This is a genomic window from Caballeronia sp. LZ035 (genome assembly GCF_031451175.1).
GTDB lineage: Bacteria > Pseudomonadota > Gammaproteobacteria > Burkholderiales > Burkholderiaceae > Caballeronia.
In genome coordinates this window covers 861815-887384 of sequence record NZ_JARUXS010000004.1, presented here as the reverse complement: position 1 = coordinate 887384, position 25570 = coordinate 861815, and the positions used below count along the sequence as shown (strand labels likewise).

The following is a 25570-nucleotide window of genomic DNA, read 5'->3' as shown; positions in this document are numbered from 1 at the left end:
CAATCGACGATGAGACACGACGACGCGGCAAACGGCATCACCGGAAGCGAGGTCGAAGCGCCACCCTTGCGGCGGCGCAAGGCGCAGATTCGCGAGAGCAACGAGGCGCAGTTGCTGGCCTGCGCCGAAGAGGTGTTCGCGGAGAAAGGACTCGAAGGCGCGAGCACCGCGATGATCGCCGAGCGCGCCGGTCTGCCCAAGGCCAACCTGCATTACTACTTCCCGACCAAGCTGGCGTTGTACCGGCGCGTGCTCGAAGACCTGTTCGAAGACTGGCATCGTGCGGCGGATACCTTCGAGTGCAGCGATGATCCGGTGGAAGCCATTGGCGGCTATGTGCGCGCCAAGATGGAGCTGTCGCGCCGCAGACCGCTCGGCTCGAAGGTGTGGGCGAGCGAGATCATTCACGGCGCGCATCACATGCAGGACATTCTCAACGAGCGCGTGAAGCCATGGCTCGAGACGCGGGTGAAGGTGATCGATGGCTGGGTCGCGCGCGGCCTGCTCGCGCCGGTCGAGGCGGACACCTTCATGTTCATGATCTGGGCCATCACCCAGCATTACGCCGACTTCGATGCGCAGATCCGCGCGCTCAAAGGCAAGCGTGCGCTGACGCGCAAGGCCTTCGACGAGCAGACCGAGGAAGTGGTCAGGCTCGTGATCCGCGCGTGTGGCGCGGTGTCGCCTCGGGATGGGGAAGAACGCGAGACGTAAAAAAACGCCGGTCGCTTGGTAGCGGCCGGCGTTTCGGTACTGCCTGATGCTTGATGCTTGATGCTTGCTACGTCTTGCGGTACTGCTCGATGCTCAACTACGCGCTGCGGTGATGCTTCACTGCTTACTGCATTTCTCGCAAGTACTGCTGGTCTTGCCACTGCTCTTGCTTTCTGAGACTGCAACTGCAACGTCAACTGCTGCTTCACCTTCAACTGCCACTTCATTTAGCACTTCACCTGCCACATCAACTGCACCTGCTCTTCAATGCTGCTTTCCCGGCGCATCGGCCGGGTCAAATCAGTGACCGAAGTAGACCGAGTTGCGATCCGACATCGACACATTGGCGCGTGCTGCGCCGGATTGCGACGAACCGGCAGTCGAAGCGCCGTAAGCCGACTGACCGTCTTGAGCGTTCACACGGGCTTGTGCTGCCTGCAGTTCCTGCGGATAGTTCACGCGGTCTTGCGACGGGTTGTAGCCGGCCTTTTCCAGTTGAACCAGTTCGGCGCGGACTTGAGCGCGGGTCACCGGCGCATTGCTTTGTGCGAACGCGAAGCTCGGAGCAGCAAGAGCAGTGGCGATGACGAGTGCGGGAACGAATGCCTTGATCATGATGAACCTCCAGATTGTCTTGTTTTGAAATCGAAACCGAATCGGAAGCTAATTAAGTCGTTTCTGATTTCGTTTCGCTTGAAGACAGTGTAGGAGGCATGCAACCTAGTGGAAACCCCGATTTCAATGAAACATATTTGTTCTGATTGCAATAATGCGTTTTGAAGGATGAAACGGCTGGCAACGCCGACGCCTTGCGAATCCGCTTTATGCGGCTGATTTAATTGCGTTTTTTATGTCCGCAGGCGCTGCCGGAGGGTCATTGCGCAACCACTGCGTCAAAACGTCATTGCGCATTGGCCAGCCAATGGCCATCTTCCTGACAGCTTCAGCCAACCGTCACACAGTCCCGATTCAGCTCGATACCGACGTGCAACCAACCCGCATCGTCCTCGGCGCTACACGCCGCCGGCTGATCGAGCCGCAGCGTATCGCCTGCATGAAGCGTGAGCCGAGCGCCATCGGCAAGCTCGATCTCGATCTGCCCACTCACGCAAAAAACAAACGTGACGTCGAGCGTACAAGGAATCGCATGCGCGCCACGCCGTGCCTCGACCGTCGCGCGCGCAAGATCGCGACGCACCATCACGTTGAAATCGCGCGTAGGACCATTGATGAGCGTCGCGTGAATCGCCGTCTCGCCCGCAAAGCGCGCCAGGGCCAGCGGCCGGTCGAGCACATGCATTGCACCGCCTGCTTCCGCGAGCCGCATGCCTGCGCCATCGAGCAGCACGAGTACCCGATCGACGCCCGCAAACGACGAGAACGCGCCCTCCAGCGCCACGTCCGCGAGCGAAAGACGCCATGCGAATCCATCCAGCGACGCACCCTTCGGCCCCGTCGCAATTTCCCGCGTCATACCGCCGCCGTTCTTCCAGGGCTGCGGCACGAGCGAAGCTGCACGAATCATCATGATTCAGAAGTGTCCGGTGAACTGATAGCGGTCGCCCGGATGCCAGAGGTTGGCCACGGACGCCACCGCGTCGCGCGACCAGGTGCGCCGGTGCAGCAGCAGACAGGGCGCGTGCTCTTTCATCGCGAGCGCAAGGCGAATGTCCGCCGACGGCACCGACGCCTCGATGCGATACTCCACGCGCTGCAACGGCGCTGCGCTCATCAGGTACTGGTTAGGCGTGATCGTCGTGAAATCCTGACGCGCGTATTCCGGCGCGAGCACCGGATTCACATACCGTTCTTCGAGTTGCACGGGCTCGTCATTTTCGAGATGCAGCACGCGCGAATGAAACACTGGGCTGCCGAGCGCAAGCTGCATTTCGGCGGCCAGCTGCTCGTCGACGATGGATGCCCCCAGATGCAGCACCTGCGCGCGGTACGCATGCCCGCGTGCGGCAATCTCATCCGAGATGCTGCGAATCTCCACGAGCGTCGACGCATATTTCGGCTGCGCGACGAAGGTGCCCGCGCCCTGCACGCGCGTCAGGATTTGCTCGGCGGTCAGCTCGCGCAGCGCGCGGTTGACGGTCATGCGCGCCACCTTGAACTCCCGCGCGAGTTCATTCTCGGACGGCACCTGATCGCCTTCGCGCCACTCGCCCACGTGAATGCGCCGGAGAATGTAGTCCTTGATCTCCTGATACGCAGGCGTGCTCATGCGCCCTGTTCCGACGCGAACGCAAACGGACTGTGCCGTGCAATCGCGCCTTGCTGCACGAGCGTGGCGATCGCCGCGATGTCCGGCGCGAAGTAACGGTCGAGATCGTAATGCGGCACGTGCGCACGCAAGGTCTCCATGACTTCGAGCAACAGCGCGCTGGTGCGATGCGGCGCGCGCAAGTCAACGCCCTGCGCCGCGGCCAGCAGTTCGATGGCCAGGATGTTGGCCGTGTTGCTGGCGATATCGCCGAGCTTGCGCGCCGCGAAGGTGGCCATCGAGACGTGGTCTTCCTGGTTGGCGGAGGTCGGCAGCGAATCGACCGAGGCCGGGTGCGCCAGCGTCTTGTTCTCCGACGCCAGCGCCGCCGCCGTCACATGCGCGATCATGAAGCCCGAGTTGACGCCGCCGTCGCGCACCAGGAACGGCGGCAGCCCGGACAGCGTGGCGTCGATCAGCAGCGCGATGCGACGCTCCGCCAGCGCACCGATTTCAGCGGCGGCGAGCGCGAGATTGTCGGCGGCGAAAGCCACCGGCTCCGCGTGAAAGTTGCCGCCCGAGAGCACCTCGCCGGTGTCGGGGAAGATCAGCGGATTGTCCGAGACCGCATTCGACTCGATCAGCAGCACCTCGGCCGCATGCCGCATCTGGTCGAGGCACGCGCCCATCACCTGCGGCTGGCAGCGCAGGCTGTACGGGTCCTGCACCTTCTCGCAGTCCGCGTGCGACAGATTGATGCCCGAGCCCTTCAGCAGCGTTCGATACGCCGCCGCCGCGTCGATCTGCCCACGATGCCCGCGCAGTTCGTGAATGCGCGCATCGAACGGCACGACCGAACCCGCCGCCGCATCCACGGACAGCGCGCCCGCCACGAGTCCGGTGCGGAACAGGTCCTCGATCGCGAACAGGTTGTGCAGCGCGAGCGCCGCCGACGCCTGCGTGCCGTTGAGCAGCGCCAGACCTTCCTTCGCCTGCAGCGTCAGCGGCTTGAGACCGGCGGCCGCGAGACCCTCGGCGGACGGCGCCCGCTCGCCGCGGATCGTCACTTCGCCGAGTCCGAGCAGGACCGTCGACATATGGGCGAGCGGCGCGAGATCGCCCGATGCGCCCACCGAACCCTTCACCGGGATGACCGGCAGGACGTCGGCGTTGAACAGCGTGATGAGGGCTTCGATAACTTCGCGGCGGATCCCCGAATGACCGCGCCCCAAACTCGACAGCTTGAGCGCCATCAGGAGGCGCACGACGGGACGCGACATCGGCTCGCCGACGCCCACCGCATGCGACAGCACCAGATTTTTCTGCAGCAGTTCGAGCTGGTCGGCGGGGATATGCGTGTTGGCGAGCCTGCCGAAGCCCGTATTGATGCCATAGGCCGGCTCGCCCTTCGCGGCGATCGCGGCGACGGCGCGCGCGCTGGCATCGATGGCGCCAAAGCTTGCGGGGTCGAGCTGGAGCGTGTCCGAGCCGCGCGCGATGCGGCGCAATTGCGGCAAGGTCAACTGGCCGGGCGTGAGCATCATCATGATTCGTCCTGTCTATACAAGTTGGGCTCAAGTCTAAACGCAGCGCAAGCCCGAGACAAGGTCGAAACACGGTACATGCGGGATTCCACCCATCCTCGAACAGACAGAATCCACATGTTGTCTATACATTTTGGTTTTTACTTACAGGATTTTTTCCATGACGTACTGGATGAAGCGCTGTTCCCGCACGACCACCGCACGCGCCAGCAGCATCGTGAAGCCGCAATACTCGAAGAACGGCTTTGCCGTGACGCTGGCATACGTGTGCAGACAGGTGATGCCGCGCTCGCCTGCCTCGGCCTCGATACGCGCGAGCAGCGAGGTGCCGACGCTTTTGCGCTGATATTTCGGATGGACGAACATCATGTCGATCAGGCCGTTGCTTTCCAGATCCGCGAATCCGGCGATGTCGCCGTCGACCAGAGCGACCCAGGTCGGCCGGGTCGCGCGGGCGAGTTCCCATTCGTCGCGATCGACTTGCGCCCACGCGTCGATCTGAGCCTGGTTGTAATCGGCCGAAGCGGTTTCGCGGATCGCGTGCTGAAACAGTTCGATCACGGCGTCGAGATCGCTGGGCTGATAGGGTCTGACTTCGATGAGCGGAAATCCTGCCATGCCTTCACCTTCCTGCTTTCAAGAGTAAAAAAGTTGAGTCAACTGGGTTCTGCCGACGCGCAAAACGCGGCGCGCAAACGTTTGGCTTGCTGCGCGCGAGCGCGCGGGGACTGTTCTGAAAAACCTTGTGTCAGGCCGCGACCGCGACCGTTGCGATGCCGAGTGCGGTCATGAGCAGCGAGGCGCCCACGTGCAGGGCGATCTCGGTGAACGCCCAGCCGAGCCGTCCTTGCTGGAGATGCGCAACGACTTCGGCGGAAAACGTCGAGAACGTCGAGAGCCCGCCCATCAGCCCGGTGATGATGAAGAGCCGCCACTCCACCGGGATATCGGGAAAGCGCGCGAACACCGCGACCGCCACGCCGATGATGTAGCCCGCGATGACGTTGGCCGCGAACGTGCCGAGCGGCAGATTCGGAAAGACGGCGTTGAGACGCAGGCCCAGGACCCACCTGAGCAGCGACCCGAGGCCGCCGCCGATACCCACAGCGATGATCGACAGATACATGTCAGTGTTGAAGCGCTTCGATGTTATTGAGATAGTGCGTCGGGTGCACGGGAGCGGACTCACGCCATGCCGGCAAGCCGCCCGATCAGCGCGTCGCGGCTCGGCTCGACGATCCATCCGTCACGGTGCCGCAAGTGCGCGGCCCAGGTGCCGTCGCGCCGCTGTTCCCACGAGCCGGCCTCGAGGCCGTCGATGAACAGCGAACCGCGCGCCGCGACCTGCGGCGCGGCGGGATCGAGTGTTTCGTCGTCATTGTGTTCGAGCTTCACGTCGTGCATGAGGGTCGCCTTCGGCGTGCGTCAAGATTAGGCCAGTCTCGCGGCGGGCTCCATTCTAGCCATAGACGACCCGATCCGTTAAGGCGCTTAACGTAACATGAAGGACATTGCCGAAAGGCAATTTAATGTGCGCACCACATGTTCGATGCAGGGCGCATCGAAGGCGAGCGTGACGGCATCGATGCGTTCGAGCGCGGGCCACTGGCAGAAGAGATCCGCGTATGCGCTGCTCTGCGCGCGCAGTTCGCAGCGATGCGCGGCGCGCACAAGCTTAGGCATCCGATCGAGCGAGGCCGCGCCTTCGATGGTCTCGCGCGCCGCGAGCTGGATCGCTTCGCAGGCGGCCGATGGCGTTTCGGTCACGCCGCTCGAATAGCCGTGCGCGGTCTTGACGCACAGGAAGCGCGCGCCGGGAAACACGGGCAACGTCTCGGCGCCGAACACATCGTCGCCGGTGAGTAGCGCGACGCGCGCGCCGTGCTCCTCGGCGAGCCTGCCATACAGGCCTGCTTCGCCGGTTTCCTCGCCGTCGAGCGTGACGCGCGCGAACGCCGCGCTGTTGATGGTGTGCGCGAGAATGCCGCGGCTTTGCGCACGCGCGTGATAGCCGATCATGAACACCACGTCGGGCGTGGCTTCGAGCCCTGCCATCATGCCGAGCGTACGCGGCTTGCCGAGCACGAGACGCACGCGCGGATCGAACAGGTCGGGCAGCAGATTGCGAAAGCCGCCATGCGAATCGTTGATCCAGACCTGTGTCGCGCCGCCTTCAAACGCGCCGAGCGCGGCCGCGTTGGCCTCGTTCGACATCCAGCGACGCGCCCGCTCGTACTCGGCGTTGCCGGCGCGCACCTGCTCCGGATGGAACACGCCCGCGATGCCTTCGATATCCGTCGAGATGAGTACTTTCATGATCGCGTTTGCAATGCGTCGTTGAGCGAGACACGCCGATGGCCATCGCGCCCGATTACCGTCTGCGCGCTGAACAGCGCATCGAGAATGGCCTGTTCGATGCTGTCGGCGGCGGCCTGGAATAGCGGGTCGAGTGTGGCGTCGGCGAGCAGCGGTGGCACGTTCACGTAAGCGGCATCGTGCGGCACGGTGTAGGCCGTCGAGAAGGCCAGCGCGATATCGCCGCTGCCGTGGCCATAGACCGAACCGGTGCGCGCGAGGCCCGCTGCCGCGCGTTGCGCGAGCCGCCGCAACTGGCGCGCATCGAGCGGCGCGTCGGTCGCGATGAGCATGATGATCGAGCCATGCTCCGGCTGCGCTTGCGATGCGCCTTGCAACTCGCGGCCGAGCGCCACACCGTCGATGGTCAGTTGCGGCAGCCGGCCGAAGTTGGCGAGCACGAGCGCGCCGGTCGTGTAATCGGACGCACCGGCGCGCGCCATACGCGACGCCGTGCCGATACCACCCTTCAGCTCGAAGCACGACATGCCGCGCCCCGCGCCTACTGCGCCGCGTTCGAACGTATCGCTGCACGTATCGAGCGCGTGCTTGTAATGCGCCTCTTCCACCGCAAGCGCCTGCATATCGTTGAGATAGCCGTCGTTGCATTCGAGCACGAGCGGATTGACGCTCGGCTCCTCGCGCCCGATGCGCGGATTCGCGTGGATCGCCGCACGAATCTGCGCATTCGCCACCGTGCCGACGCCGAACGTGTTGGTCAGCGCGACGGGCGTTTCGAGCACGCCGAGTTCGTCCACCTGAATCAGCCCGACGCTCTTGCCGAAGCCATTGATGACGCAGGCCCCGGCAGGCGTCTTCGCGCGATACGGATCGCCCGGATGGGTACGCAACACGGTCACGCCGGTCTGGATTGCGCCCTGGTCGAGCGTGCAATGCCCGACGCTCACGCCGGCAACGTCCGCCATGCTGCCGCGCGCGCCCGCCTGCAACAGGCCGATATGCGGTGCCTGTATCATGGCCGGTCGAGCTTCGGATCGAGCGCGTCGCGCAGGCCGTCGCCGAGCAAGTTGAAGGCGAGCACCGTGAAGAAGATGGCCAGGCTCGGGAAGATCGCGACGTGCGGCGCCATGGCCATGTCGGCGCGTGCTTCGTTGAGCATCGCGCCCCACTCGGGGGTGGGCGGCTGCGCGCCGAGACCGAGGAACGACAGGCTCGCGGCCGTGATGATCGACGTGCCGATGCGCATCGTGAAGTACACGACCACCGATGAAATCGTGCCCGGCAGGATGTGCCGCGCGAGAATCGTCCAGTCCGATGCGCCGATGCTCCGTGCCGCTTCGATATAAGTCAGATGCTTGAGCGCGAGCGTGTTGCCGCGCACCAGCCGCGCGAACGCGGGAATACTGAAGATCGCGACCGCGCAGACCACATTGACCATGCCGTTGCCGAGAATCGCGACGACGCCGATGGCCAGCAAAATGCCTGGAAACGCGAACAGCACGTCGGCGACGCGCATCACGATGCGGTCCCACCAGCCTTCGTAATAACCGGCGAGCAGCCCGAAGAAAGTGCCGATCACCGCGCCGATCACCACCGACAGCAAGCCCGCCGTCAGCGAGATACGACTGCCGACGAGGATGCGGCTCAGGATGTCGCGGCCGAGCGAATCGACGCCGAGCCAATGCGCCGCCGAAGGACCCGCATTGAGCGCGTCGTAGTCGAAGTAGTTCTCCGGATCGTAAGGCGCGATATACGGCGCGATGATCGCGATCACGACCAGCAGCAGCACGAACCCGGCCGCGATCAGTGCAACATGCTGCCGCTTGAACTTGCGCCAGAATTCGCGCCACGGCGTGCGGATCTCCTGCGCGGCATTCACTGCGCTTTCTGCGGTCGCGCTCATGCGGTCCTCACTTGACTTACTTGAAACGGATGGTCGGGTTGATGACGGCGTACAGCACGTCCACGACCAGATTGATCACGATGAATTCGAGCGAAAACAGCAGCACTTCGGCCTGGATGACCGGGTAGTCGCGCATCTCCACAGCATCCACCAGCAGCCGTCCGAGGCCCGGCCAGTTGAACACCTTCTCGACCACGATCGAGCCGCCGAGCAGGAAACCGAATTGCAGGCCCATCATCGTGACCACCGGGATCATCGCGTTGCGCAGGCAGTGCTTGACGATCACCATCGGCTCGTGGACGCCCTTCGCGCGCGCGGTGCGCACGAAATCCTCGCCCAGCACCTCGACGAAGGACGCGCGTGTGAAGCGCGCCATCACCGCCGCGACGGCCGCGCCCAGCGTGATGGACGGCAGCACGTAGCCCTTCCAGGTGCCGTCGCCGACAATCGGCAGCCAGCCGAGCTTCACCGAGAAAATCTCGATCAGCAACATGCCGAGCGCAAACGCCGGAAACGAGATGCCCGAGACGGCGAGCGTCATGCCGAGCCGGTCCGGCCAGCGATTGCGCCACACCGCCGAGACAATCCCGATCGCCATGCCGAAGATCACCGCCCACACCATGCTTGCAAGCGTGAGCCAGAGCGTCGGCATGAAGCGCTCGGCGATTTCCGTCGAGACCGGCCGCTTGCTGCGCGTCGAGGTGCCGAAGTCGAACTGCACGATCTTGCCGAAGAAGCTCACCAGTTGTTGCGGCAGCGGCTTGTCGAGACCGAGATCGGCGCGCACCAGCGCAACGGTCTGCGCGTCGGCTTCGGGGCCGGCGGCGAGACGCGCCGGATCGCCTGGCAGCATGTGCACGAAAAAGAACACCAGCACCGCGACGATGACGAGCGTCGGCAGCAGGCCGAACAGACGCTTGACGAGGAAAGTGAGCATCGTGTTGAGTCAGAGAGCGGCCGGGCGGCGAAGCCCGGCCACGGGCCATTACTTGATCGCGATCTCGTCGAAACTGAACGAGCCGTCAGGCATCACGTACGCGCCGGACAGACGCTTGCTGTGCGCATACACGACCTTTTCCGTGACGAGGAAGATCCACGGCGCATCGGTCCAGATCTGCTTCTGCGCGTCGGCGTAGAGCTTCGCCTTCTCGCCGCGGTCGGTCGTGGCGAGCGCTTTCGCGAGATCGTCGTCCACCTTGTCGTTCTTGTAGTACGCGGTGTTGAAGAGCTTCGGCGGGAACGACGAGCCGCCGAGCAGCGGCGAAATGGCCCAGTCCGCTTCGCCCGTCGACGACGACCAGCCGATGTACAGCATGCGCACCGGCGCAGTTTTCGGATCGGGCGCGCTCTCGACGCGCTGCACGCGCTGCCCTGCTTCGAGCGCTTCGACCGTCGTCTTCACGCCCACTTGCGCGAGCTGCTGCTGCACGAACTGGATGATCTTCTGCGCGGTCGTGTGGTTATAGCCGGACCAGAGCGTGGTTTCGAATCCGTTCGGATAGCCCGCTTCCTTCAGCAGTTCGCGCGCCTTCGCCGGATCGTATTTCCAGGGGCCGAGCTTGGTCGCATACTCGACGCCCGGCGGCACCACGCCTTCGGCCGGCACCGCGTAGCCCGCGAACGCGACCTTCACGAGCGCTTCCTTGTTGATGGCGTAGTTGAGCGCTTCGCGCACCTTCGGATTGTCGAACGGCTTCTGCAGCACGTTCATGCTGACATAGCGCTGAATGATCGACGGCGCCGCGACCAGGTCCACCTTCGGGCTCGACTTGAGCGTGGCGGCCTGTTCGAACGGAATCGAGAACGCGAAGTCCGCTTCCCCGGTCTGCATCAGCGCGGCGCGGGTGTTGTTGTCCACCACCGGCTTCCAGTCGATCATGTCAATCTTCGGCAAGCCCTTCTTCCAGTAACCGGCGAACTTCTTCACCTTCAGGTCGTCGGTCTGCTTCCATTCGACGAACTCGAACGGCCCCGTGCCGACCGGGTGGAACGCAATCTCCTTGCCGTACTTCTTGAGCGCGGTCGGCGAGATCATCACCGCCGACGGATGCGCCAGCACGTTGATGAACGCCGAGAACGGAATCTTCAGCGTGATCTTCACCGTGTACGGATCGATCACTTCGGTCTTCTCGATCTTGTTGAACAGGTTGTAGCGCTTGAGCTTGTTGTCCGGATTCGTGACCCGGTCGAACACGGCTTTCACCGCGTCCGCGTTGAAGTCGGTGCCGTCGTGGAACTTCACGTCCTTACGCAGATGGATCGTGTAGACCTTTGCATCCGGGCTTGCCTCGTAGCTGGTGGCGAGCACGGGCTGGATCTTCATGTCCTTGTCGAAGCCGAACAGCCCCTGGTAGAAGGACTTCGCCACCGCTTGCGAGAGCGTGTCGTTGGCGTCGTAGGGATCCATCGTCGTGAAGGTCGAGGCGACGGCCATCACGGCGGTGCTTTGCGCATGCGCCGCCGTGACCGGGCCGAGCGCGGCGAGCGTCGCGAAGGCGCCGGCTGCGATCAGCGCGCGCAACGAATGAGGACGAGAGGACGGCATCGGTTGACTCCTTGTTGAAGTGCTTTTAGTAAGCGCCGCCCACGTGATGCTCGGCGACAAAGTGGTCTGGTCCGACCGCAACCAGTTTCGCGACTACGGGTTCGTCCCCGAGCGCGCGGATCGGGCTCGGGATTTCATCGGCGGCAAGCATGCGCTGCGCATGGCGGCGCGCGGGATCCGCGACCGGCACCGCGCTCATCAGCTTTCTCGTGTACGGATGACGCGGCGCCTCGAACACGGCGGCGCGCGGCCCGATCTCGACGATCTGTCCCAGGTACATCACCGCCACGCGATGACTCACGCGTTCGACCACGGCCATGTCGTGCGAGATGAACAGATACGCGACGCCCAGTTCCCGTTGCAGGTCGAGCATCAGATTGACGATCTGCGCGCGCACGGAGACATCGAGCGCGGAGACGGATTCGTCAGCGATCACGACCTTCGGATTCAGCGCCAGCGCGCGTGCAATGGCGATGCGTTGCCGCTGTCCGCCGGAGAATTCATGCGGATAGCGCTGCGCGGCTTCCGGCGGCAAGCCGACCTTGTCGAGCAGCCAGTCGACTCGCGCCTGCGCTTCGCGGCCGCTCGCGACGCCATGCACCAGCAGCGGCTCCATCACCGAAAAACCTACGGTCAGGCGCGGATTGAGCGAAGCGAACGGGTCCTGGAAGATGAACTGGATATTGCGCCGCAGCGTCTGAAGCGCATGGCCATGCAGCGTGCTGATGTCGCGTCCATCGAACTCGATGGAACCGCTCTGGCTTTCCACCAGCCTCAGCAGCGAGCGCCCGGTGGTCGACTTGCCGCAGCCCGACTCGCCGACAAGCGCGAGCGTCTCGCCCGGACGCAGGTCGAAGCTCACGCGCTCCACCGCATGCACGGCCGCCGTCGTGCGGCCGAACAGGCCGGTCTTTACTGGAAAGCGCGTGACCAGGTCGCGCACGCGCAGGATCGGCGGCGCGGTTTGATCGACGGCGGGTTGCGTTTCGTGTTCCACCGCCGCCGAAGGACGCAGCGCGCTGGCATCGTCGGGCGCGGCTTCCACTGGCGCGACTTCGAGGATCGGGAACTTCGCGGGACGGTCGGTGCCGTGCATCGCGCCCAGCGTGGGCACGGCGGCCAGCAATGCCTTCGTGTACGGATGCTGCGGCGCGTGGAACAACTGGTCCGAACCGGCCTCCTCCACCTTCTCGCCGCGATACATCACCAGCACGCGATCCGCCACTTCGGCCACCACGCCCATGTCGTGCGTGATGAAGACCACGCCCATGTTCATCTCGTCCTGCAAGCCGCGCACGAGTTGCAGGATCTGCGCCTGGATCGTCACGTCGAGCGCGGTGGTCGGCTCGTCGGCGATCAGCAACGCCGGCTTGCACGACAGCGCCATCGCGATCATCACGCGCTGGCGCATGCCGCCCGACAACTGGTGCGGATAGCGCGAAAACACCCGTTTCGATTCGGGAATGCGCACGAGATCGAGCAGGCGCAGCGCCTCCGCCCGCGCTTCGCCGCGGCTCTTGCCCTGATGCAGCGCAATGGCTTCCGCAATCTGGTCGCCGACCGTGAAGACCGGATTGAGCGAGGTCATCGGCTCCTGGAAGATCATCGCGATGTCGGCGCCGCGCACGCCGCGCATCGTCGCCGACGAAGCCTTCGCGAGATCCAGCACCTGGCCGTTGCGCCGCCTGAAGTCGATGCGGCCCGCCGTGATCCGGCCGCCGCCATGCTCGACGAGCCGCATCAGCGCAAGCGACGTCACCGACTTGCCCGAACCCGACTCGCCGACGATCGCCAGCGTCTCGCCGCGATCGACAGCAAACGACACCTTGCGCACCGCTTCGACCGTACGCGCACGCGAGCGGAACGAAACCGACAGATCACGCACGTCGATGACGCGTGAACCGGGCAGCGTGGTGGCCGTGTCGATCATCGGTAGATCGCCGTGACGGGCGCTTCACCCACGCGCGCGTAGCCGCGATACATGCCTTCGGTGTTGAACGGCAGCACGACGTTGCCGCGCGCATCGACGGCGACGAGACCGCCGCGTCCGTCGATGCGCGGCAACTTGTTCATCACGACATCGTGTGACGCTTCGTCGAGCGACACGCCGCGATATTCCATTTGCGCCGCCACGTCATAGGCCGCGAGCATGCGCATGAACATCTCGCCCGTGCCGGTGGTGGACACCGCGCAGGTGGCGTCGCTGGCGTAGCAGCCCGCGCCGATCAAGGGCGCATCGCCGACCCGGCCGGCCTGCTTGTTGGTGATGCCGCCCGTCGAGGTCGCCGCCGCGAGGTGACCGTGCGCATCGAGCGCGACCGCGCCGACCGTGCCGAACTTCTTCGTCGGATCGAGCGGATCGTCTTCGCCCGGCGCATCCGTGCTATCCGACGCACCCGCGAACGCAAAGGTCGCGGCGTCGTGATCGAGCATCGTGCGCGAGGTGCCGCGCGCCTTGAGCCATTGCTGATGACGCGCCTCGGTGTAGTAGTACGACGGCTCGACGAATTCCAGCCCCTGCGCCGCCGCGAACGCTTCCGCGCCCGCTGCCGTGAACATCACGTGATCGCTCACGTCGAGCACGCGGCGCGCGGCCAGCACCGGATTCTTCACGCGCGTCACGCAGCTGACCGCGCCGGCTTCGAGCGTCGCGCCGTCCATCACGGACGCATCGAGTTCATGCGTGCCCGCCGCCGTGAACACAGCGCCGTGGCCCGCGTTGAAGAGCGGACAGTCTTCGAGCAGGCGCACGGCCTCGGTGACCGCGTCGAGCGCGCTGCCGCCTTCGGCGAGCAGGCGCTGGGCCGCGCTCAATATCTCGTTGAGCGCGGCGTGATAGCGCGCTTCGGCGTCGGTGTTCATCGCGCTGCGCACGATGGTGCCTGCGCCGCCGTGAATGGCGATGACGGGGATGGCGTTCATGATTCGCGCGGTTCCGGTTGAAGGTGTCGCTTCTCAGTGGCAGGCCGGCTGGCCCGCAGCCCCGGCGCCTCGTTCGACGCCGACGGCGACGGCGACGGCGGCACCACGAGCCAGGGCAACACGAATTCGGTCAGACCCGATGCAGCCTCCACCGAGCGCTTCGCCCGGTGCGCGACTGCATCGCACAATGCTTCGATGACGGCCAGCACGGCCGTATCGCAATTCGCCGCAAGCCGCCGTTCGGCGCGGATCGCGAGCACCAGATCCGCCACTTGCGCCAGCGGCGAGGCGGCATGATCCGTCAGCGCAATCACGCGCAGACCGTGAGCACGCGCGCGGCGCGCCAGCGTGATGGTGTCGTCCACATAGCGCGGAAATGCAATCGCCACGAGCACGTCGCCGCGCGTGGCGGTGAACAGACGGCGCGCCGCGTGCGACGGCCCGCCCATCAGCGCCAGCGACTGCACGTTCGCGCAATACGGCGTGAGGCCGTGCTCCATCAATCCGGCCAGGAACGCGCTCGCGCCATAGCCCAGCACGAACACGCGCGGCGCGGCGAGCATGGCCTCGACGATTGCTTCGGCAGTCGCGGCATCGACCGAGGTTTGCGCCAGATGCAGATTCGCCGCCGCCTGCGCCAGCGACGCATCGAACACGTCGGCGGCGCTCGCCGGCTGTTCGAGCGCGGTCCGCAGCCGCTCGACCGGCGCGATGGTCGCCTCGAAGCCGCGCACCAGCGCCTCGCGGAACGCCGGATAGCCGGAGAAGCCAAGCGCACGCGCAAAGCGGTTCGCCGTCGCCACCGATGCACCCACTGCGCCCGCCAGTTCGTCGATCCGCATGGTCGCCGAACGGAACAGGTTGGCCAGCACGAAAGCCCCCATGCGCCGGTGAATCGGCGTCAGCGTCGGCATCGCCGCCGTGATGCGCGCGGCGATCAGATCGTCGGCACGGACCGTTGTCTGCATGTGAGCGGGGACTGACTGCGTTCGTGTCATGGAGCGCGCGAGTTCGTTGCCAGTAAGCGATGAAAGTATATTTACTCGAAAATCCCGCCAAAAAAAATTCATTTTCATCGCACTCGGGGTTTTCCGGGAGGCTTCGACGCCGCTCCGCAAGCGGCGCGCTTCGGCCGTGTCCGATGTCCCCGCCTCGCGCCTTCATGCACAATACGGGGCCAGACGCGCTGCAAGGCGTGCGCCCACCGGCCAACGACCCAGCATGAATTTCGACTTCCTTCCCGGCACGCTGCCGCAACAGATCGACGCCCATCCGTGGGCGCAGACCCTCGCGGGATTCATCGCGCTCGCGCTCATCGCGCTGTTCGTGCAATGGGTCGTGGCGCGCATCGTCCTGTATCTCGCGCACCGCTTGCTGGTGCTGGCCGGTCACGTGAAGTGGGACCAGGCGTTCATCCGCCGGCGCGCCTATCACCGGCTCTGGTACGCGGTGCCGTTCGCGACGGTTGCGCTCGGTATCGACGAAGTGCCGCACGTCGGACACTGGGCCACGATGATCGGCCGCGTGGCGCATGCCGGCGCGTGGATCTGCGCGTTTCTCGCCGCGGGCAGCGCGCTGTCCGCCTGGCAGGACGTCTACGCGGAAAGCAAGGAAGCGCAGACGCGCTCCATCAAGGGCTATATCCAGATCGGCAAGCTGGCGCTCGCGCTGGTGTGCGGCGTGCTCGTGCTGTCGATTCTCATCGACCGGTCGCCGCTCTGGATGCTGTCCGGCATCGGTGCGCTTTCTGCCGTGCTGTTGCTGGTGTTCAAGGACACGCTGCTGTCGCTGGTGGCGAGCACCCAGCTCACGTCGAACGACATGCTGCGCATCGGCGACTGGATCGAAATGCCGCAAGCGGCCGCGGACGGCTTTGTGAAGGACATCGCGCTGCACACGGTCAAAGTGCAGAACTGGGACAACACCGTAACGACGGTGCCGACCTACAAGCTCTTCTCGGAGAGCTACCGCAATTACCGGCACATGTTCGAATCGGGCGGGCGGCGCATCAAGCGCACCCTGCGCATCGACGCGCAATGCGTGCGCTTCCTGAGCGAAGAGGAAACCGCCCGGCTGATGCGCTTCCGCCTGCTGCACGACTATCTCGAGCAGAAGCAGACCGAAGTGGAACAGGCCAACCGCAATCTCGGCGAACTGGCGAACGAGCCGGCCAATCGCCGGCGGCTCACGAATATCGGGACATTCCGCGCTTATGGCCTCGCGTATCTGCAGCGGCATCCGGAGATCCGGCAAGACATGGCGATCATGGTGCGCATGATGGAGCCGGAGTCGCAGGGCATTCCGGTGGAGGTCTACTGCTTCACGGCAACGACCGCGTGGACGCAATACGAGCGCATCCAGGGCGACGTCTTCGACCATCTGCTGTCCATCCTTCCCGAGATGGGACTGCGGCTGTATCAGGCTCCTTCAGGCTCGGACTTCAATGGCATGGCCGGACGCCTGCGCGGCGAAATGCCGACGCTTTGAACGCGTGACGCCTTGCCCGATGCGCTTCCTCAGGGTCCGCCCTGAAAAAAGGATCAGGCAAGAATCCTCCAGTTTTGTGTATTCACGTTGACGTCTCCCGTCCGTACGATCTAACCATCGCCGATGCGCCCTTTTTCCGCAGCCTTGCAGCCGCGGTGGAGTCGTTTTTTCTCGCGCATCGCCATTCAATCGTCATCAAGGGGAAACTCAACGTGATCGATCGCGTTCATGCCATGCGTGTCTTTACGCGTGTCGTCGATACGAACAGTTTCACGCGCGCCGCCGAATCACTCGGCATGCCGCGCGCGAGTGTTTCGACGACCGTGCAACAACTCGAAGCGCTGGTCGGCGTGCAACTGCTTGCACGCACGACCCGGCGCCTGAATCTCACCGTCGACGGCGCGGCCTACTACGAGCGCAGCGCACAGATTCTCGCCGACATCGACGAACTCGAATCCGGTTTCGGTGCCGGCGAAGAACGCCTGCGCGGCCGGCTGCGGGTGGAAATGCCGGATACCGTCGCGACGTCCATCGTCGTGCCCGCGCTGCCCGAATTCCATGCGCGCTTTCCGCAGATCGAGCTTTCGCTCGGTATCGGCAATCGCAATGTGGATCTGGTCGGCAGCGGCGTGGATTGCAGCGTGCAACTGGGCGAACTGCCGGATTCCGGTCTGATCGCCCGGCGCCTGGGCGTGCTCGAACAAGTGACGTGCGCAAGCCCCGCTTATCTGGACAAGCATGGCGCGCCCGCGACGCTCGGCGATCTGGCGCAGCATGTCGCGGTGAACTGTGTGTCGGAGAAGACGGGCCGCCCCGCCGACTTCGATTTCGACGTGGACGGCGAGCCCGTCACGATGAAGATGCGCGGCTTCGTGCAGGTCGCTGACGAGCACGCGTATCTCGCGTGCGGCATCGAAGGGCTGGGGCTGATCCAGCCGCTGCGCATCGCGGCGCAGCCGTATCTGCGCTCGGGACAGTTGCACGAAGTGCTGCCGGATTTGAAGGCGCCGCCGCTGAAGGTATCAGTCGCGTTCCTGAAAAGCCGTCAGGCGACGCCGCGCGTCTCGGTGTTCGTCGACTGGCTGGCGACGCTGTTCGAGCGTTCGCAGCTGATCGATGACACGCTGACCAACCTGTATCGCTCGGCGCAGAGGCGTGGCGGTCCGCGGCGCGATCGTCCTGAAGAGGAGACCGCGGACGCTTGAAGACGTTGAACGTGGCGGAGGGTCAGCGCACCGGCGTGGCCGCGTTTGCGCCAACGACCGTATTCCACTTGCGCACTTCCCAGCGCGTCACGAGCCCGTTGGTCACATACGGATCGTTCGCCGCAAACGCCTCCGCCACCGCCGGCGATTCACTGTGAAACAGCAGCATGGCGCGGTCGGCGGGGGCGTCGAGCGCGCCCGCCAGCACGATCTCGCCGCGCTCGACAGCGGCCCACGCCAGCGCCAGATGCGCATCGCGAAACTCGGCGCGACGATCCAGATAATCCGCACACAGTTCGTAGATCAACAGGTGATGCATCGCCTTCTCCTGAAGTGAATCGGCAGGCCGCCGATTTAACCGATTCTGGCGCAATTTCAACGCGATGGTTTGCGTTACGGTGCAAGTGGCAATCAGACCCGTCCTATCCCTTTGAGAAACGGCTTCGCACATCATGAACCGAAGCCGCCGAGGACCGTCATGAGCTGCAATCAACCGCCCTGCAATACCTGTTTGAAGCCGGACTGCCGGAGGTGCCCGTGGACCTCGCCGTCCGATGGTGCAAAGCGTGCGCCCGAGCGACCCACCGCCACGCAAGTGTTCATCACGCTGACGGTGGAGCGGCGCGAGACGGGGCGCGCGTGGTCATCGTGGCTGCGCCAGTGCTCGCGGCGTGTGCTCGCCCTGTTTCGACGCTGAAGCACACGCCACCGCGGCTCAGTTCGGCTTGTCGAAATCGTTCTCCGCCCAGCGCTCGGCACTCGCCTTCGTCAGCTTGAATGCCGGCGAGACGCGCACATGCGCGAGCTGCGCGCCGAACGCGTCGAGCGCCTTCAGATTGGCGTAGGGATCGTCTTCATCGGGCACGATCTCCAGCGTCACGGTGATCTCCTCGCCGTTCACTTCGATCGTGAGATTCTTGTGCAGCATCGCATGCCGCTGCTGTTCGTGGCGGCGCAGCACTTCCGATGCCGTCTTCACCAGCGTGCGGAACGCCGCGCCGTCGAGCGGCTTGGGGTTCTTCTTGTCGCGGCCCATGGTCCACGGGCCGACGAGCGCGGGCTCGGCCTCGCCCGCCTGGATCATCGCGACAGCCCAGCCGTCGTCGTCTTCGTTCTTGATGACCCGCGCGGTCCAGCCGTCATCGCGCCACAGGCGGTCTTCGTGGATGGCTTCGTCGGCGGAGGGGAATTCGGATTCGGTCATGGCGTAAATGCGCAAGCAGGCAGTGAGGCAATGCGCCGGATTTTACCGTGTCGACGATGCGCGGCATTGTTCGTGCTGATGCAACCGTCCGAATGGCCGATCCCGGCCTCGCGTGCTTCGGCATGGCCCTGTCATACCCAAACGCAGTGCGCCGTGCTAATTTGAAGCTACCGGATGTTCCCGGACACACCGGCAGCTCAGGTCAGAAGCCGTCAACTACTGCTAAGGAGCAAGCGCATGTTCGCATTCATTGGTACTTTGATCGTGGGACTCGTTGTCGGCCTGATCGCGCGCGCCGTCAAGCCTGGCGACGACAACATGGGCTGGATCATGACCATCGTGCTTGGCATCGCCGGCTCGCTGATTGCCGGTTATGTGGGCCGCGCGCTCGGCTGGTATCAGCCGGGGCAACCGGCCGGCTGGATCGCTTCCGTGATCGGCGCCATCGTGCTGCTGGTCGTCTGGGGGATGATCCGCAAGCGCAGCACCTGAATTCGCACTGAGAAAGTCAACGCCTCGCCCTGCACCGGGCGAGGCGTTTTTTTATGCGCCTCTAGGCAGCCAGACGCGCAAAGTCCAGAGCCCTGCCGCCGCGCACGACCCGCGCAGGCAGCGCGCCGCCCAGCCAGTAGGACAGTTCGGCGGGCCGGCCAATGCGCCACGCCACGAAATCCGCCGTCTTGCCCGCTTCGAGCGACCCGTGAGTCGCATCGAGACCCAGCGCCCGCGCCGCGTGAAGCGTCACGCCGGCGAGCGCTTCTTCCGGCGTCAGGCGAAACAGCGTGCAGCCCATGTTGAGCATCAGGCGGAGCGACAGCGCGGGCGAGGTGCCCGGATTCATGTCGCTGGCGAGCGCGATGGGTACATGGTGGCGGCGCAGCGCATCGACGGGCGGACACTGCGTCTCGCGCAACAGGTAGAACGCGCCCGGCAGCAACACGGCGACCGTGCCGGACTGCGCCATCGCTTCGGCATCGGCTTCGGTCATGTATTCGAGATGATCCGCCGAGAGTGCCCGATAACGCGCCGCCAGCGTCGCGCCATGCAGGGACGACAACTGTTCCGCATGCAGCTTGACGGGCACGCCGAGTGCCTGCGCGCAACGGAACACGCGTTCCACTTGCTGCGGCGAGAATGCAATGTGCTCGCAGAAGGCATCGACGGCATCGACCAGACCTTCGGCCACGAGCGCAGGCAGCATGACATCGCAGATATGGCCGATGTAGTCGTCTGGGCGCGCCGCGTATTCGGGCGGCAAAGCGTGTGCGGCGAGACAGGTGGCGCGCACCGTCAGCGGCAGGGCGTCGGCCAGACGACGCGCCACCCGCAGCATCTTGCGCTCGCTGGCGAGATCCAGACCGTAGCCGGACTTCACCTCGATCGTCGTCACGCCTTCGCGCAGCAAGCCAAGCGCACGCGTGCGTGCAGCGTCGAACAATGCGTCCTCGCTGGCCGCGCGCGTTGCGTGCACGGTTCCGGCGATGCCGCCGCCGCGCGCTGCAATGTCGGCGTAACTCACGCCTTGCAGGCGCTCTTCGAACTCGCCGCTGCGGTCGCCGCCGAACACCAGATGCGTGTGGCAATCGATCAGACCGGGCGTCACCCACGCGCCTTGCAGATCGACGCGCTCGCAGGCATCCGGTTCGGGCGCCGCCGCGCGCGGACCGATCCACTCGATGCGCGGGCCGTCGGTGAGCATCGCCGCGTCCTCGATGATCGAATATGCGCCGTGCGCCATCGTCGCGGCGTGGCAGTGATGCCAGAGGGTCTTCATCGCGTGATCATCGGCAGATCAAGGCCTTGCTCGCGCGCGCATTCCACGGCGATGTCGTAGCCCGCGTCCGCATGACGCATGACGCCGCTTGCCGGATCGTTGTGCAACACGCGCGCGATGCGGGCATCGGCTTCATGGCTGCCGTCGCAGACGATCACGACGCCCGCATGCTGCGAGAAGCCCATGCCGACGCCGCCGCCATGATGCAGCGACACCCACGTCGCGCCGCTCGCGGTGTTGAGCAGCGCGTTGAGGAGCGGCCAGTCGGACACGGCGTCGGAGCCGTCGCGCATCGCCTCGGTCTCGCGATTCGGGCTCGCGACCGACCCCGAATCCAGATGATCCCGGCCGATCACGACCGGCGCGGACAGCTCCCCGTTGCGCACCATTTCGTTGAACGCGAGGCCGAGCTTTGCGCGCTGGCCCAGACCGACCCAGCAGATGCGCGCGGGCAGGCCCTGGAAGCTGATGCGCTCGCGCGCCATGTCGAGCCAGCGATGCAGGTGAGCGTCATCGGCGATCAGTTCCTTCACTTTCGCGTCGGTGCGGTAGATGTCTTCCGGATCGCCGGACAGCGCCGCCCAGCGGAACGGCCCGACGCCCCGGCAGAACAGCGGCCGGATATAGGCCGGCACGAAGCCCGGGAAGTCGAACGCGTTCGTGACGCCTTCTTCCTTGGCCATCTGGCGGATGTTGTTGCCGTAGTCGAAAGTGGGCACGCCCTGTTCGCGGAACGCGAGCATCGCGCGCACATGTTCCGCCATCGACTGCTTCGCCGCCTTCACCGTGCCCGCGGGATCGCTTTGTGCGCGGTCGCGGTACTGCGCCCAGGTCCAGCCCTTCGGCAGATAGCCGTTCAGCGGATCGTGCGCGCTCGTCTGGTCGGTGACCATGTCGGGGCGCACGCCGCGCCGGACCAGTTCGGGCAGCACGTCGGCGGCGTTGCCGCACAGCGCGACCGATACCGCCCGGCCTTCGCTGGTGTAGCGTTGGATGCGTGCGAGGGCGTCGTCGAGATCGGTGGCCTGTTCATCGACGTAACGCGTCTTCAGGCGGAAATCGATGCGGCTCTGCTGGCATTCGATATTGAGCGAACACGCGCCCGCCAGCGTCGCGGCGAGCGGCTGTGCGCCGCCCATGCCGCCCAGCCCGGCCGTGAGGACCCAGCGCCCCTTCAGGTCGCCGGCGTAATGCTGCCGTCCTGCTTCGACGAAGGTCTCGTACGTGCCCTGCACGATGCCCTGACTGCCGATGTAAATCCAGCTGCCGGCGGTCATCTGGCCGTACATGGCGAGACCTTTGGCGTCGAGCTCGTTGAAATGCTCCCAGCTGGCCCAGTGCGGCACGAGGTTCGAATTGGCGATCAGCACGCGCGGTGCGTTCTCATGCGTCCGGAACACCCCGACCGGCTTGCCCGACTGGATCAGCAGCGTTTCGTCGGCTTCGAGGCGCTTCAGCGTCTCGACGATCTGGTCGAAGCACGCCCAATCCCGCGCCGCCCGGCCGATGCCGCCATACACCACCAGTTCTCGCGGATTCTCGGCGACCTCGGGATCGAGGTTGTTCATCAGCATGCGCAAGGGCGCCTCGGTCAGCCAGCTTTTGGCGTTCAGCCGGGTGCCACGCGGTGCACGAATCTCGATGTCGCGGAAACGGGAAGATGAAGTCACGGACAGCTCCTGAATGTGCGGAAGGCATGAACGGGGTCGTGCACGCCGGATCGATCTCATCTTCTTGTATATACAACTTGGGTTGTATTAGGGCGAACCCGAGGCCTGATGTGCCTTATTGGCTCCATGCGCCGGCATTCTTGTATAGACAATACTCACGGCATCGGCAGGCCGCTGTCGCGCTTGATCTCGCGCAACGACAGCATCGATTCCACCGCCGTCACGCCCGGAAGCGTCCGCAGCACATCGCGCAGGAATTCACCGTATTCGTCCAGATCGCGTGCGACCACTTGCAGCAGGTAATCAGCGGTGCCTGAAATGTTGTGGCAGGAGAGGATGCGGGAGATGCCGCGAATCTCGCGCTCGAAGCGGTCGGACAACGCGCGGTCGTGCACGCTGAACCGCACCTGCGCGAACGCGACGACGCCGAGTTGCAGCGCCTTGCGCGACAGCATGGCGCGATAACCGTCGATATAGCCTTCGGTCTCAAGACGCTTCAACCGGCGAGCGCACGGCGTTTCGCTCAGACCGACGCGCTCGGCGAGCTTCGCCACGGGCATGCGTCCGTCCTGCTGCAAGGCGGCGAGCATCGCGCGGTCGATTCGGTCAAGATCGGACATGGTCGTTTCCTCTTTTATTCTTGAATATTCTAGGGGAAAGCAGCTTCGTGGCGCGCATGTGTATCTGAAATTGCCAGAAATCGCCTCGCACGTCATGGCACGATGAAGCCCTCATCAAGGAGTTTCATCATCATGGTTTCGGCACACTTGCTCTGGGTTTTCATCGGCGCGCTCGCCATCGTCTACGCGTTGCCGGGGCCCGACATGGCACTCGTCCTGCAAACGAGCGCCACCCGGGGCATCCGCCACGGCGTCGCGGTGGCGTGCGGACTGGCCTGCGCGCGCGCCACGCATGTGACGCTCTCGGCGCTCGGCGTCGCCGCGCTGCTGCGCAGTGCGCCGTGGCTGTATGACGGCGTGCGCATCGCGGGCGGCCTGTACCTCGCCTATGTCGCGATCCAGATCTTCCGTTCGCCGGCCTTCGGACTCGATGCCGCGCCCGCCAGCGCCAGCGCGCCGACCCTGCGCGCGGCCTATGCGAAAGGCATCCTGAGCAGCATCCTCAATCCCAAGGCGCTGCTTTTCTGCTCCGTGTTGCTGCCGCAATTCGTGCATCCGGAAGCCGGGCCGGTCTGGTCGCAAGTGCTCGAGCTGGGCGTGGTGCTGGTGGCCGTCGGCATGGCGTTCGATCTCGCGCTGGTCGCCGGCACCACGCATCTCTCAGGGTGGCTCAAGCGCCATCCGAGAGCGCAGACCGTGCAGCGCTGGACTTTTTCCGCCGCGCTGCTCGCGTTTGCCGTGCGGCTGTCGCTGGACTGAAGCGCGCGGTCTTCGCGGGCAAGTCAGCTTTCCAGCGGCTTCAGAAAGAGTTCGTGCTTCGGCGCGAAATGCGCATAGAGCGGCAGGATCGCGCCGCCCATCGCCCGGGCGTCGGGGCCGATCTGCCCTTCCACCAGACGCGGCCGCGCCATGCCCTGCCAGTCGAAACCGGCCAGGGCCTGGTCGGTGGCCCGGATCACTTCGCGCAGCAGCGTGCGATCGATTTCTCCGTCGATCACCACCGCCTCCAGATCCAGCAACGCCGCCGACGAAGCGATCCCGTGCGCGATGGCGGGACACGTCTCGCTCATCCACGCCTGCGCGAGCGGCCGCCATGCAGTGGACCACGCGCGTGCGTCGTGGGCCGCCTCGGCGGGCGCGCCCGCGGCGGCCAGCGCCTTCTCCAGCACATACACCGAAGCCGTATTGAGCAGTTGTCCCGGCTGGCCATCGCTGGCACTGCGGGTGAGCGGCAGGGAACCGATGGCGCCTGCATTGCCGCCAGGGCCCGCATGCAGCCGGCCATCGATCACGAGTCCGCCGCCAATGAAGGTGCCGATGAACACGTAGAGGAAATTGCGCAGCCCGCGCCCCTGCCCCATGACGAGTTCGGCGGCGCAGGCGGCGGTCGTGTCCTTCGCGAACTCGACGGGCAGCGCGGTCATCGCACCGATGCGCGCGCGGATGTCGATCTCGTTCCAGGCCGCGAGCGCATCGGGGGGCGTGTCGAAGAAATCGCGCCAGCCGCCGAGCCACAGCGGCGCGGCCACGCCAATCCCGGCGATCTTGCTTGCGTGCTCGCCGAGCGCGGCCGTCACGCGCGCGAGGCGCTTTTCAAGCGCCGGAAACAGCGTGCGCGGATCGGGATACGCATAATCGAGGGTCTCGCGGGCACGCACGCTGCCGCAAAAGTCCATCGACAGCACATCGAGACTGCGCCGCCCCACCTTCACGCCGATCGAAAACGCGCCGTCCGCGCGCAGGGAAATGGGCACCGACGGCTGGCCGAGGCGCCCGGGCACGCGCGTGCGCGGTTCCTTGGCGAGCAGGCCGTCGCCGATCAGATGATCGACGATCAGCGACACGGTCTGCATGGAGAGACGCGTGAGGCGGGCGATGTCGGCCTTGGGCAGCGCGCCATGCAGACGGATGGCCTGCAGGACGATGCGCTCGTTGAACTGGCGCATGCCCAGCTGATTCGAGCCGATGGATTGCGTGGAGACGGGAGGCGTCTGCCCGGGCGTGGGATCGGGCTTGGGATCAGGCATCGGCGCGGGCCTCGCGGTGCGGCCGCGCGCGTCGGACAACATTCATGGACAGGTCCCCGTGTGGCTCATTCTGCTGATTTTATCGGCTAACGCGGCCGACTCCGATTCTGGCAAGCGCCTGACTTGCCGGACGGTCAGCCTGAACCGTTATTTTTGACGCGATTTTTAGTCGGTTATGTTCGGCGGCAGCACCCTTCATCAAACCTCGCCGAAACATGAGCACACTCGAAGCGCTGCACGCCATCGTCAATGACGACGATGCGCCCCAGATCATCCGCGATCACATCGTCGATTCGCTGCAGTTCGCGCTGCGCAATCATCCGGGCTATTTCACCCGCAAGGAAATCCAGTGGCTCGCGCAATGGGACGACACCCGCATTCCTATCGCAGCAAGCAAGATTCTCAATGAGATGGACACCGCGTGAACGACAGG

General features: G+C 65.0%; 28 protein-coding genes. 7 read left to right on the top strand and 21 right to left on the bottom strand.

Going from position 1 to position 25570, the window contains the following annotated elements; genetic code table 11:
• Positions 1 to 9: 9 nt before the first annotated feature.
• Entirely contained in the window at positions 10 to 714 is a 705-nt protein-coding gene (locus QCE88_RS34485) for a TetR/AcrR family transcriptional regulator (RefSeq protein WP_309909929.1), read from the top strand.
• Positions 715 to 1014: 300 nt separating this feature from the next.
• Here the strand turns inward: QCE88_RS34485 and QCE88_RS34480 are convergent, their stop codons facing one another.
• From QCE88_RS34480 to QCE88_RS34410, 15 genes are all read right to left on the bottom strand, one after another.
• Positions 1015 to 1326 (bottom strand): DUF4148 domain-containing protein, encoded by a 312-nt coding sequence (locus QCE88_RS34480; protein ID WP_309911008.1) that lies wholly within the window; start codon positions 1324 to 1326, stop codon positions 1015 to 1017.
• 331 nt (positions 1327 to 1657) lie between these two features.
• Positions 1658 to 2239: a HutD family protein gene (locus QCE88_RS34475; protein WP_309911007.1), complete on the bottom strand. Its 582-nt coding sequence runs from the start codon at positions 2237 to 2239 to the stop codon at positions 1658 to 1660.
• 6 nt (positions 2240 to 2245) lie between these two features.
• Complete coding sequence (gene hutC / locus QCE88_RS34470; RefSeq protein WP_309909928.1) at positions 2246 to 2941, bottom strand: histidine utilization repressor; 696 nt, start codon at positions 2939 to 2941, stop codon at positions 2246 to 2248.
• Positions 2938 to 4467 carry a histidine ammonia-lyase gene (gene hutH / locus QCE88_RS34465; RefSeq protein ID WP_309909927.1) on the bottom strand — a complete coding sequence of 510 codons (1530 nt, stop codon included), beginning with the start codon at positions 4465 to 4467 and terminating at the stop codon, positions 2938 to 2940. Before hutH ends, hutC begins: the two co-directional genes overlap by 4 nt.
• 141 nt (positions 4468 to 4608) lie before the next feature.
• Positions 4609 to 5082: a GNAT family N-acetyltransferase gene (locus QCE88_RS34460; RefSeq protein WP_309909926.1), complete on the bottom strand. Its 474-nt coding sequence runs from the start codon at positions 5080 to 5082 to the stop codon at positions 4609 to 4611.
• Between the two features lie 130 nt (positions 5083 to 5212).
• Complete coding sequence (gene crcB / locus QCE88_RS34455; RefSeq protein ID WP_309909925.1) at positions 5213 to 5590, bottom strand: fluoride efflux transporter CrcB; 378 nt, start codon at positions 5588 to 5590, stop codon at positions 5213 to 5215.
• Positions 5591 to 5649: 59 nt separating this feature from the next.
• Positions 5650 to 5868: a hypothetical protein gene (locus QCE88_RS34450; protein ID WP_309909923.1), complete on the bottom strand. Its 219-nt coding sequence runs from the start codon at positions 5866 to 5868 to the stop codon at positions 5650 to 5652.
• A gap of 87 nt (positions 5869 to 5955) precedes the next feature.
• Positions 5956 to 6780 (bottom strand): M55 family metallopeptidase, encoded by an 825-nt coding sequence (locus QCE88_RS34445; RefSeq protein ID WP_309909921.1) that lies wholly within the window; start codon positions 6778 to 6780, stop codon positions 5956 to 5958.
• The gene (locus tag QCE88_RS34440) at positions 6777 to 7796 is read right to left on the bottom strand and encodes a P1 family peptidase (protein ID WP_309909920.1); all 1020 of its coding nucleotides are present in this window, start codon (positions 7794 to 7796) and stop codon (positions 6777 to 6779) included. The genes QCE88_RS34445 and QCE88_RS34440 overlap by 4 nt, the downstream gene beginning before the upstream one ends.
• The gene (gene gsiD, locus QCE88_RS34435) at positions 7793 to 8683 is read right to left on the bottom strand and encodes a glutathione ABC transporter permease GsiD (protein ID WP_309819600.1); all 891 of its coding nucleotides are present in this window, start codon (positions 8681 to 8683) and stop codon (positions 7793 to 7795) included. Before gsiD ends, QCE88_RS34440 begins: the two co-directional genes overlap by 4 nt.
• Positions 8684 to 8699: 16 nt before the next feature.
• A complete protein-coding gene (gsiC, locus tag QCE88_RS34430; protein ID WP_309819598.1) occupies positions 8700 to 9620 on the bottom strand; it encodes a glutathione ABC transporter permease GsiC in 921 nt (306 codons plus the stop codon).
• Positions 9621 to 9668: 48 nt separating this feature from the next.
• A complete protein-coding gene (gene gsiB / locus QCE88_RS34425) occupies positions 9669 to 11228 on the bottom strand; it encodes a glutathione ABC transporter substrate-binding protein GsiB (RefSeq protein ID WP_309909919.1) in 1560 nt (519 codons plus the stop codon).
• A 25-nt stretch (positions 11229 to 11253) separates the two neighbouring features.
• Positions 11254 to 13158 carry a dipeptide ABC transporter ATP-binding protein gene (locus tag QCE88_RS34420; RefSeq protein ID WP_309909917.1) on the bottom strand — a complete coding sequence of 635 codons (1905 nt, stop codon included), beginning with the start codon at positions 13156 to 13158 and terminating at the stop codon, positions 11254 to 11256.
• Positions 13155 to 14150, bottom strand: a complete 996-nt coding sequence (locus tag QCE88_RS34415) for an isoaspartyl peptidase/L-asparaginase (protein WP_309909916.1) — start codon at positions 14148 to 14150, stop codon at positions 13155 to 13157. The genes QCE88_RS34420 and QCE88_RS34415 overlap by 4 nt, the downstream gene beginning before the upstream one ends.
• On the bottom strand, positions 14147 to 15118 hold the full coding sequence (locus QCE88_RS34410) for a MurR/RpiR family transcriptional regulator (RefSeq protein WP_309909914.1): 972 nt from the start codon (positions 15116 to 15118) through the stop codon (positions 14147 to 14149). Before QCE88_RS34410 ends, QCE88_RS34415 begins: the two co-directional genes overlap by 4 nt.
• Positions 15119 to 15371: 253 nt before the next feature.
• Here QCE88_RS34410 and QCE88_RS34405 point away from each other — a divergent pair, with 253 nt between their 5' ends.
• Together QCE88_RS34405 and QCE88_RS34400 are read left to right on the top strand one after the other, a co-directional pair.
• Positions 15372 to 16637 carry a mechanosensitive ion channel family protein gene (locus QCE88_RS34405; protein ID WP_309909913.1) on the top strand — a complete coding sequence of 422 codons (1266 nt, stop codon included), beginning with the start codon at positions 15372 to 15374 and terminating at the stop codon, positions 16635 to 16637.
• Positions 16638 to 16849: 212 nt separating this feature from the next.
• Positions 16850 to 17842 carry a LysR substrate-binding domain-containing protein gene (locus tag QCE88_RS34400; protein WP_309909912.1) on the top strand — a complete coding sequence of 331 codons (993 nt, stop codon included), beginning with the start codon at positions 16850 to 16852 and terminating at the stop codon, positions 17840 to 17842.
• 22 nt (positions 17843 to 17864) lie between these two features.
• On the opposite strand, the gene QCE88_RS34395 is transcribed toward QCE88_RS34400, so the two are convergent.
• Complete coding sequence (locus QCE88_RS34395; protein ID WP_309909911.1) at positions 17865 to 18161, bottom strand: YciI-like protein; 297 nt, start codon at positions 18159 to 18161, stop codon at positions 17865 to 17867.
• Positions 18162 to 18320: 159 nt separating this feature from the next.
• Here QCE88_RS34395 and QCE88_RS34390 point away from each other — a divergent pair, with 159 nt between their 5' ends.
• A complete protein-coding gene (locus QCE88_RS34390) occupies positions 18321 to 18539 on the top strand; it encodes a hypothetical protein (RefSeq protein WP_309909910.1) in 219 nt (72 codons plus the stop codon).
• Between the two features lie 18 nt (positions 18540 to 18557).
• Here the strand turns inward: QCE88_RS34390 and QCE88_RS34385 are convergent, their stop codons facing one another.
• The gene (locus QCE88_RS34385) at positions 18558 to 19046 is read right to left on the bottom strand and encodes a hypothetical protein (protein WP_309909908.1); all 489 of its coding nucleotides are present in this window, start codon (positions 19044 to 19046) and stop codon (positions 18558 to 18560) included.
• Positions 19047 to 19283: 237 nt separating this feature from the next.
• On the opposite strand from QCE88_RS34385, the gene QCE88_RS34380 reads away from it, so the two are divergent.
• Positions 19284 to 19538, top strand: a complete 255-nt coding sequence (locus QCE88_RS34380) for a GlsB/YeaQ/YmgE family stress response membrane protein (RefSeq protein WP_309837657.1) — start codon at positions 19284 to 19286, stop codon at positions 19536 to 19538.
• Positions 19539 to 19599: 61 nt separating this feature from the next.
• Here the strand turns inward: QCE88_RS34380 and hutI are convergent, their stop codons facing one another.
• The 3 genes from hutI to QCE88_RS34365 all read right to left on the bottom strand — a co-directional run bounded on the left by hutI (position 19600) and on the right by QCE88_RS34365 (position 23110).
• The gene (gene hutI, locus QCE88_RS34375) at positions 19600 to 20820 is read right to left on the bottom strand and encodes an imidazolonepropionase (protein WP_309909906.1); all 1221 of its coding nucleotides are present in this window, start codon (positions 20818 to 20820) and stop codon (positions 19600 to 19602) included.
• Entirely contained in the window at positions 20817 to 22490 is a 1674-nt protein-coding gene (gene hutU, locus QCE88_RS34370; RefSeq protein ID WP_309909904.1) for a urocanate hydratase, read from the bottom strand. The genes hutI and hutU overlap by 4 nt, the downstream gene beginning before the upstream one ends.
• 155 nt (positions 22491 to 22645) lie before the next feature.
• Positions 22646 to 23110 (bottom strand): Lrp/AsnC family transcriptional regulator, encoded by a 465-nt coding sequence (locus tag QCE88_RS34365; protein ID WP_309909902.1) that lies wholly within the window; start codon positions 23108 to 23110, stop codon positions 22646 to 22648.
• Between the two features lie 132 nt (positions 23111 to 23242).
• On the opposite strand from QCE88_RS34365, the gene QCE88_RS34360 reads away from it, so the two are divergent.
• Positions 23243 to 23869, top strand: coding sequence for a LysE family translocator (locus QCE88_RS34360; protein ID WP_309909900.1), 627 nt, complete (start codon positions 23243 to 23245; stop codon positions 23867 to 23869).
• Positions 23870 to 23892: 23 nt separating this feature from the next.
• On the opposite strand, the gene QCE88_RS34355 is transcribed toward QCE88_RS34360, so the two are convergent.
• Positions 23893 to 25137 carry an ROK family transcriptional regulator gene (locus tag QCE88_RS34355; protein ID WP_309909898.1) on the bottom strand — a complete coding sequence of 415 codons (1245 nt, stop codon included), beginning with the start codon at positions 25135 to 25137 and terminating at the stop codon, positions 23893 to 23895.
• A 215-nt stretch (positions 25138 to 25352) separates the two neighbouring features.
• Here QCE88_RS34355 and QCE88_RS34350 point away from each other — a divergent pair, with 215 nt between their 5' ends.
• On the top strand, positions 25353 to 25562 hold the full coding sequence (locus QCE88_RS34350) for a hypothetical protein (protein WP_309909896.1): 210 nt from the start codon (positions 25353 to 25355) through the stop codon (positions 25560 to 25562).
• Positions 25563 to 25570: the final 8 nt, after the last annotated feature.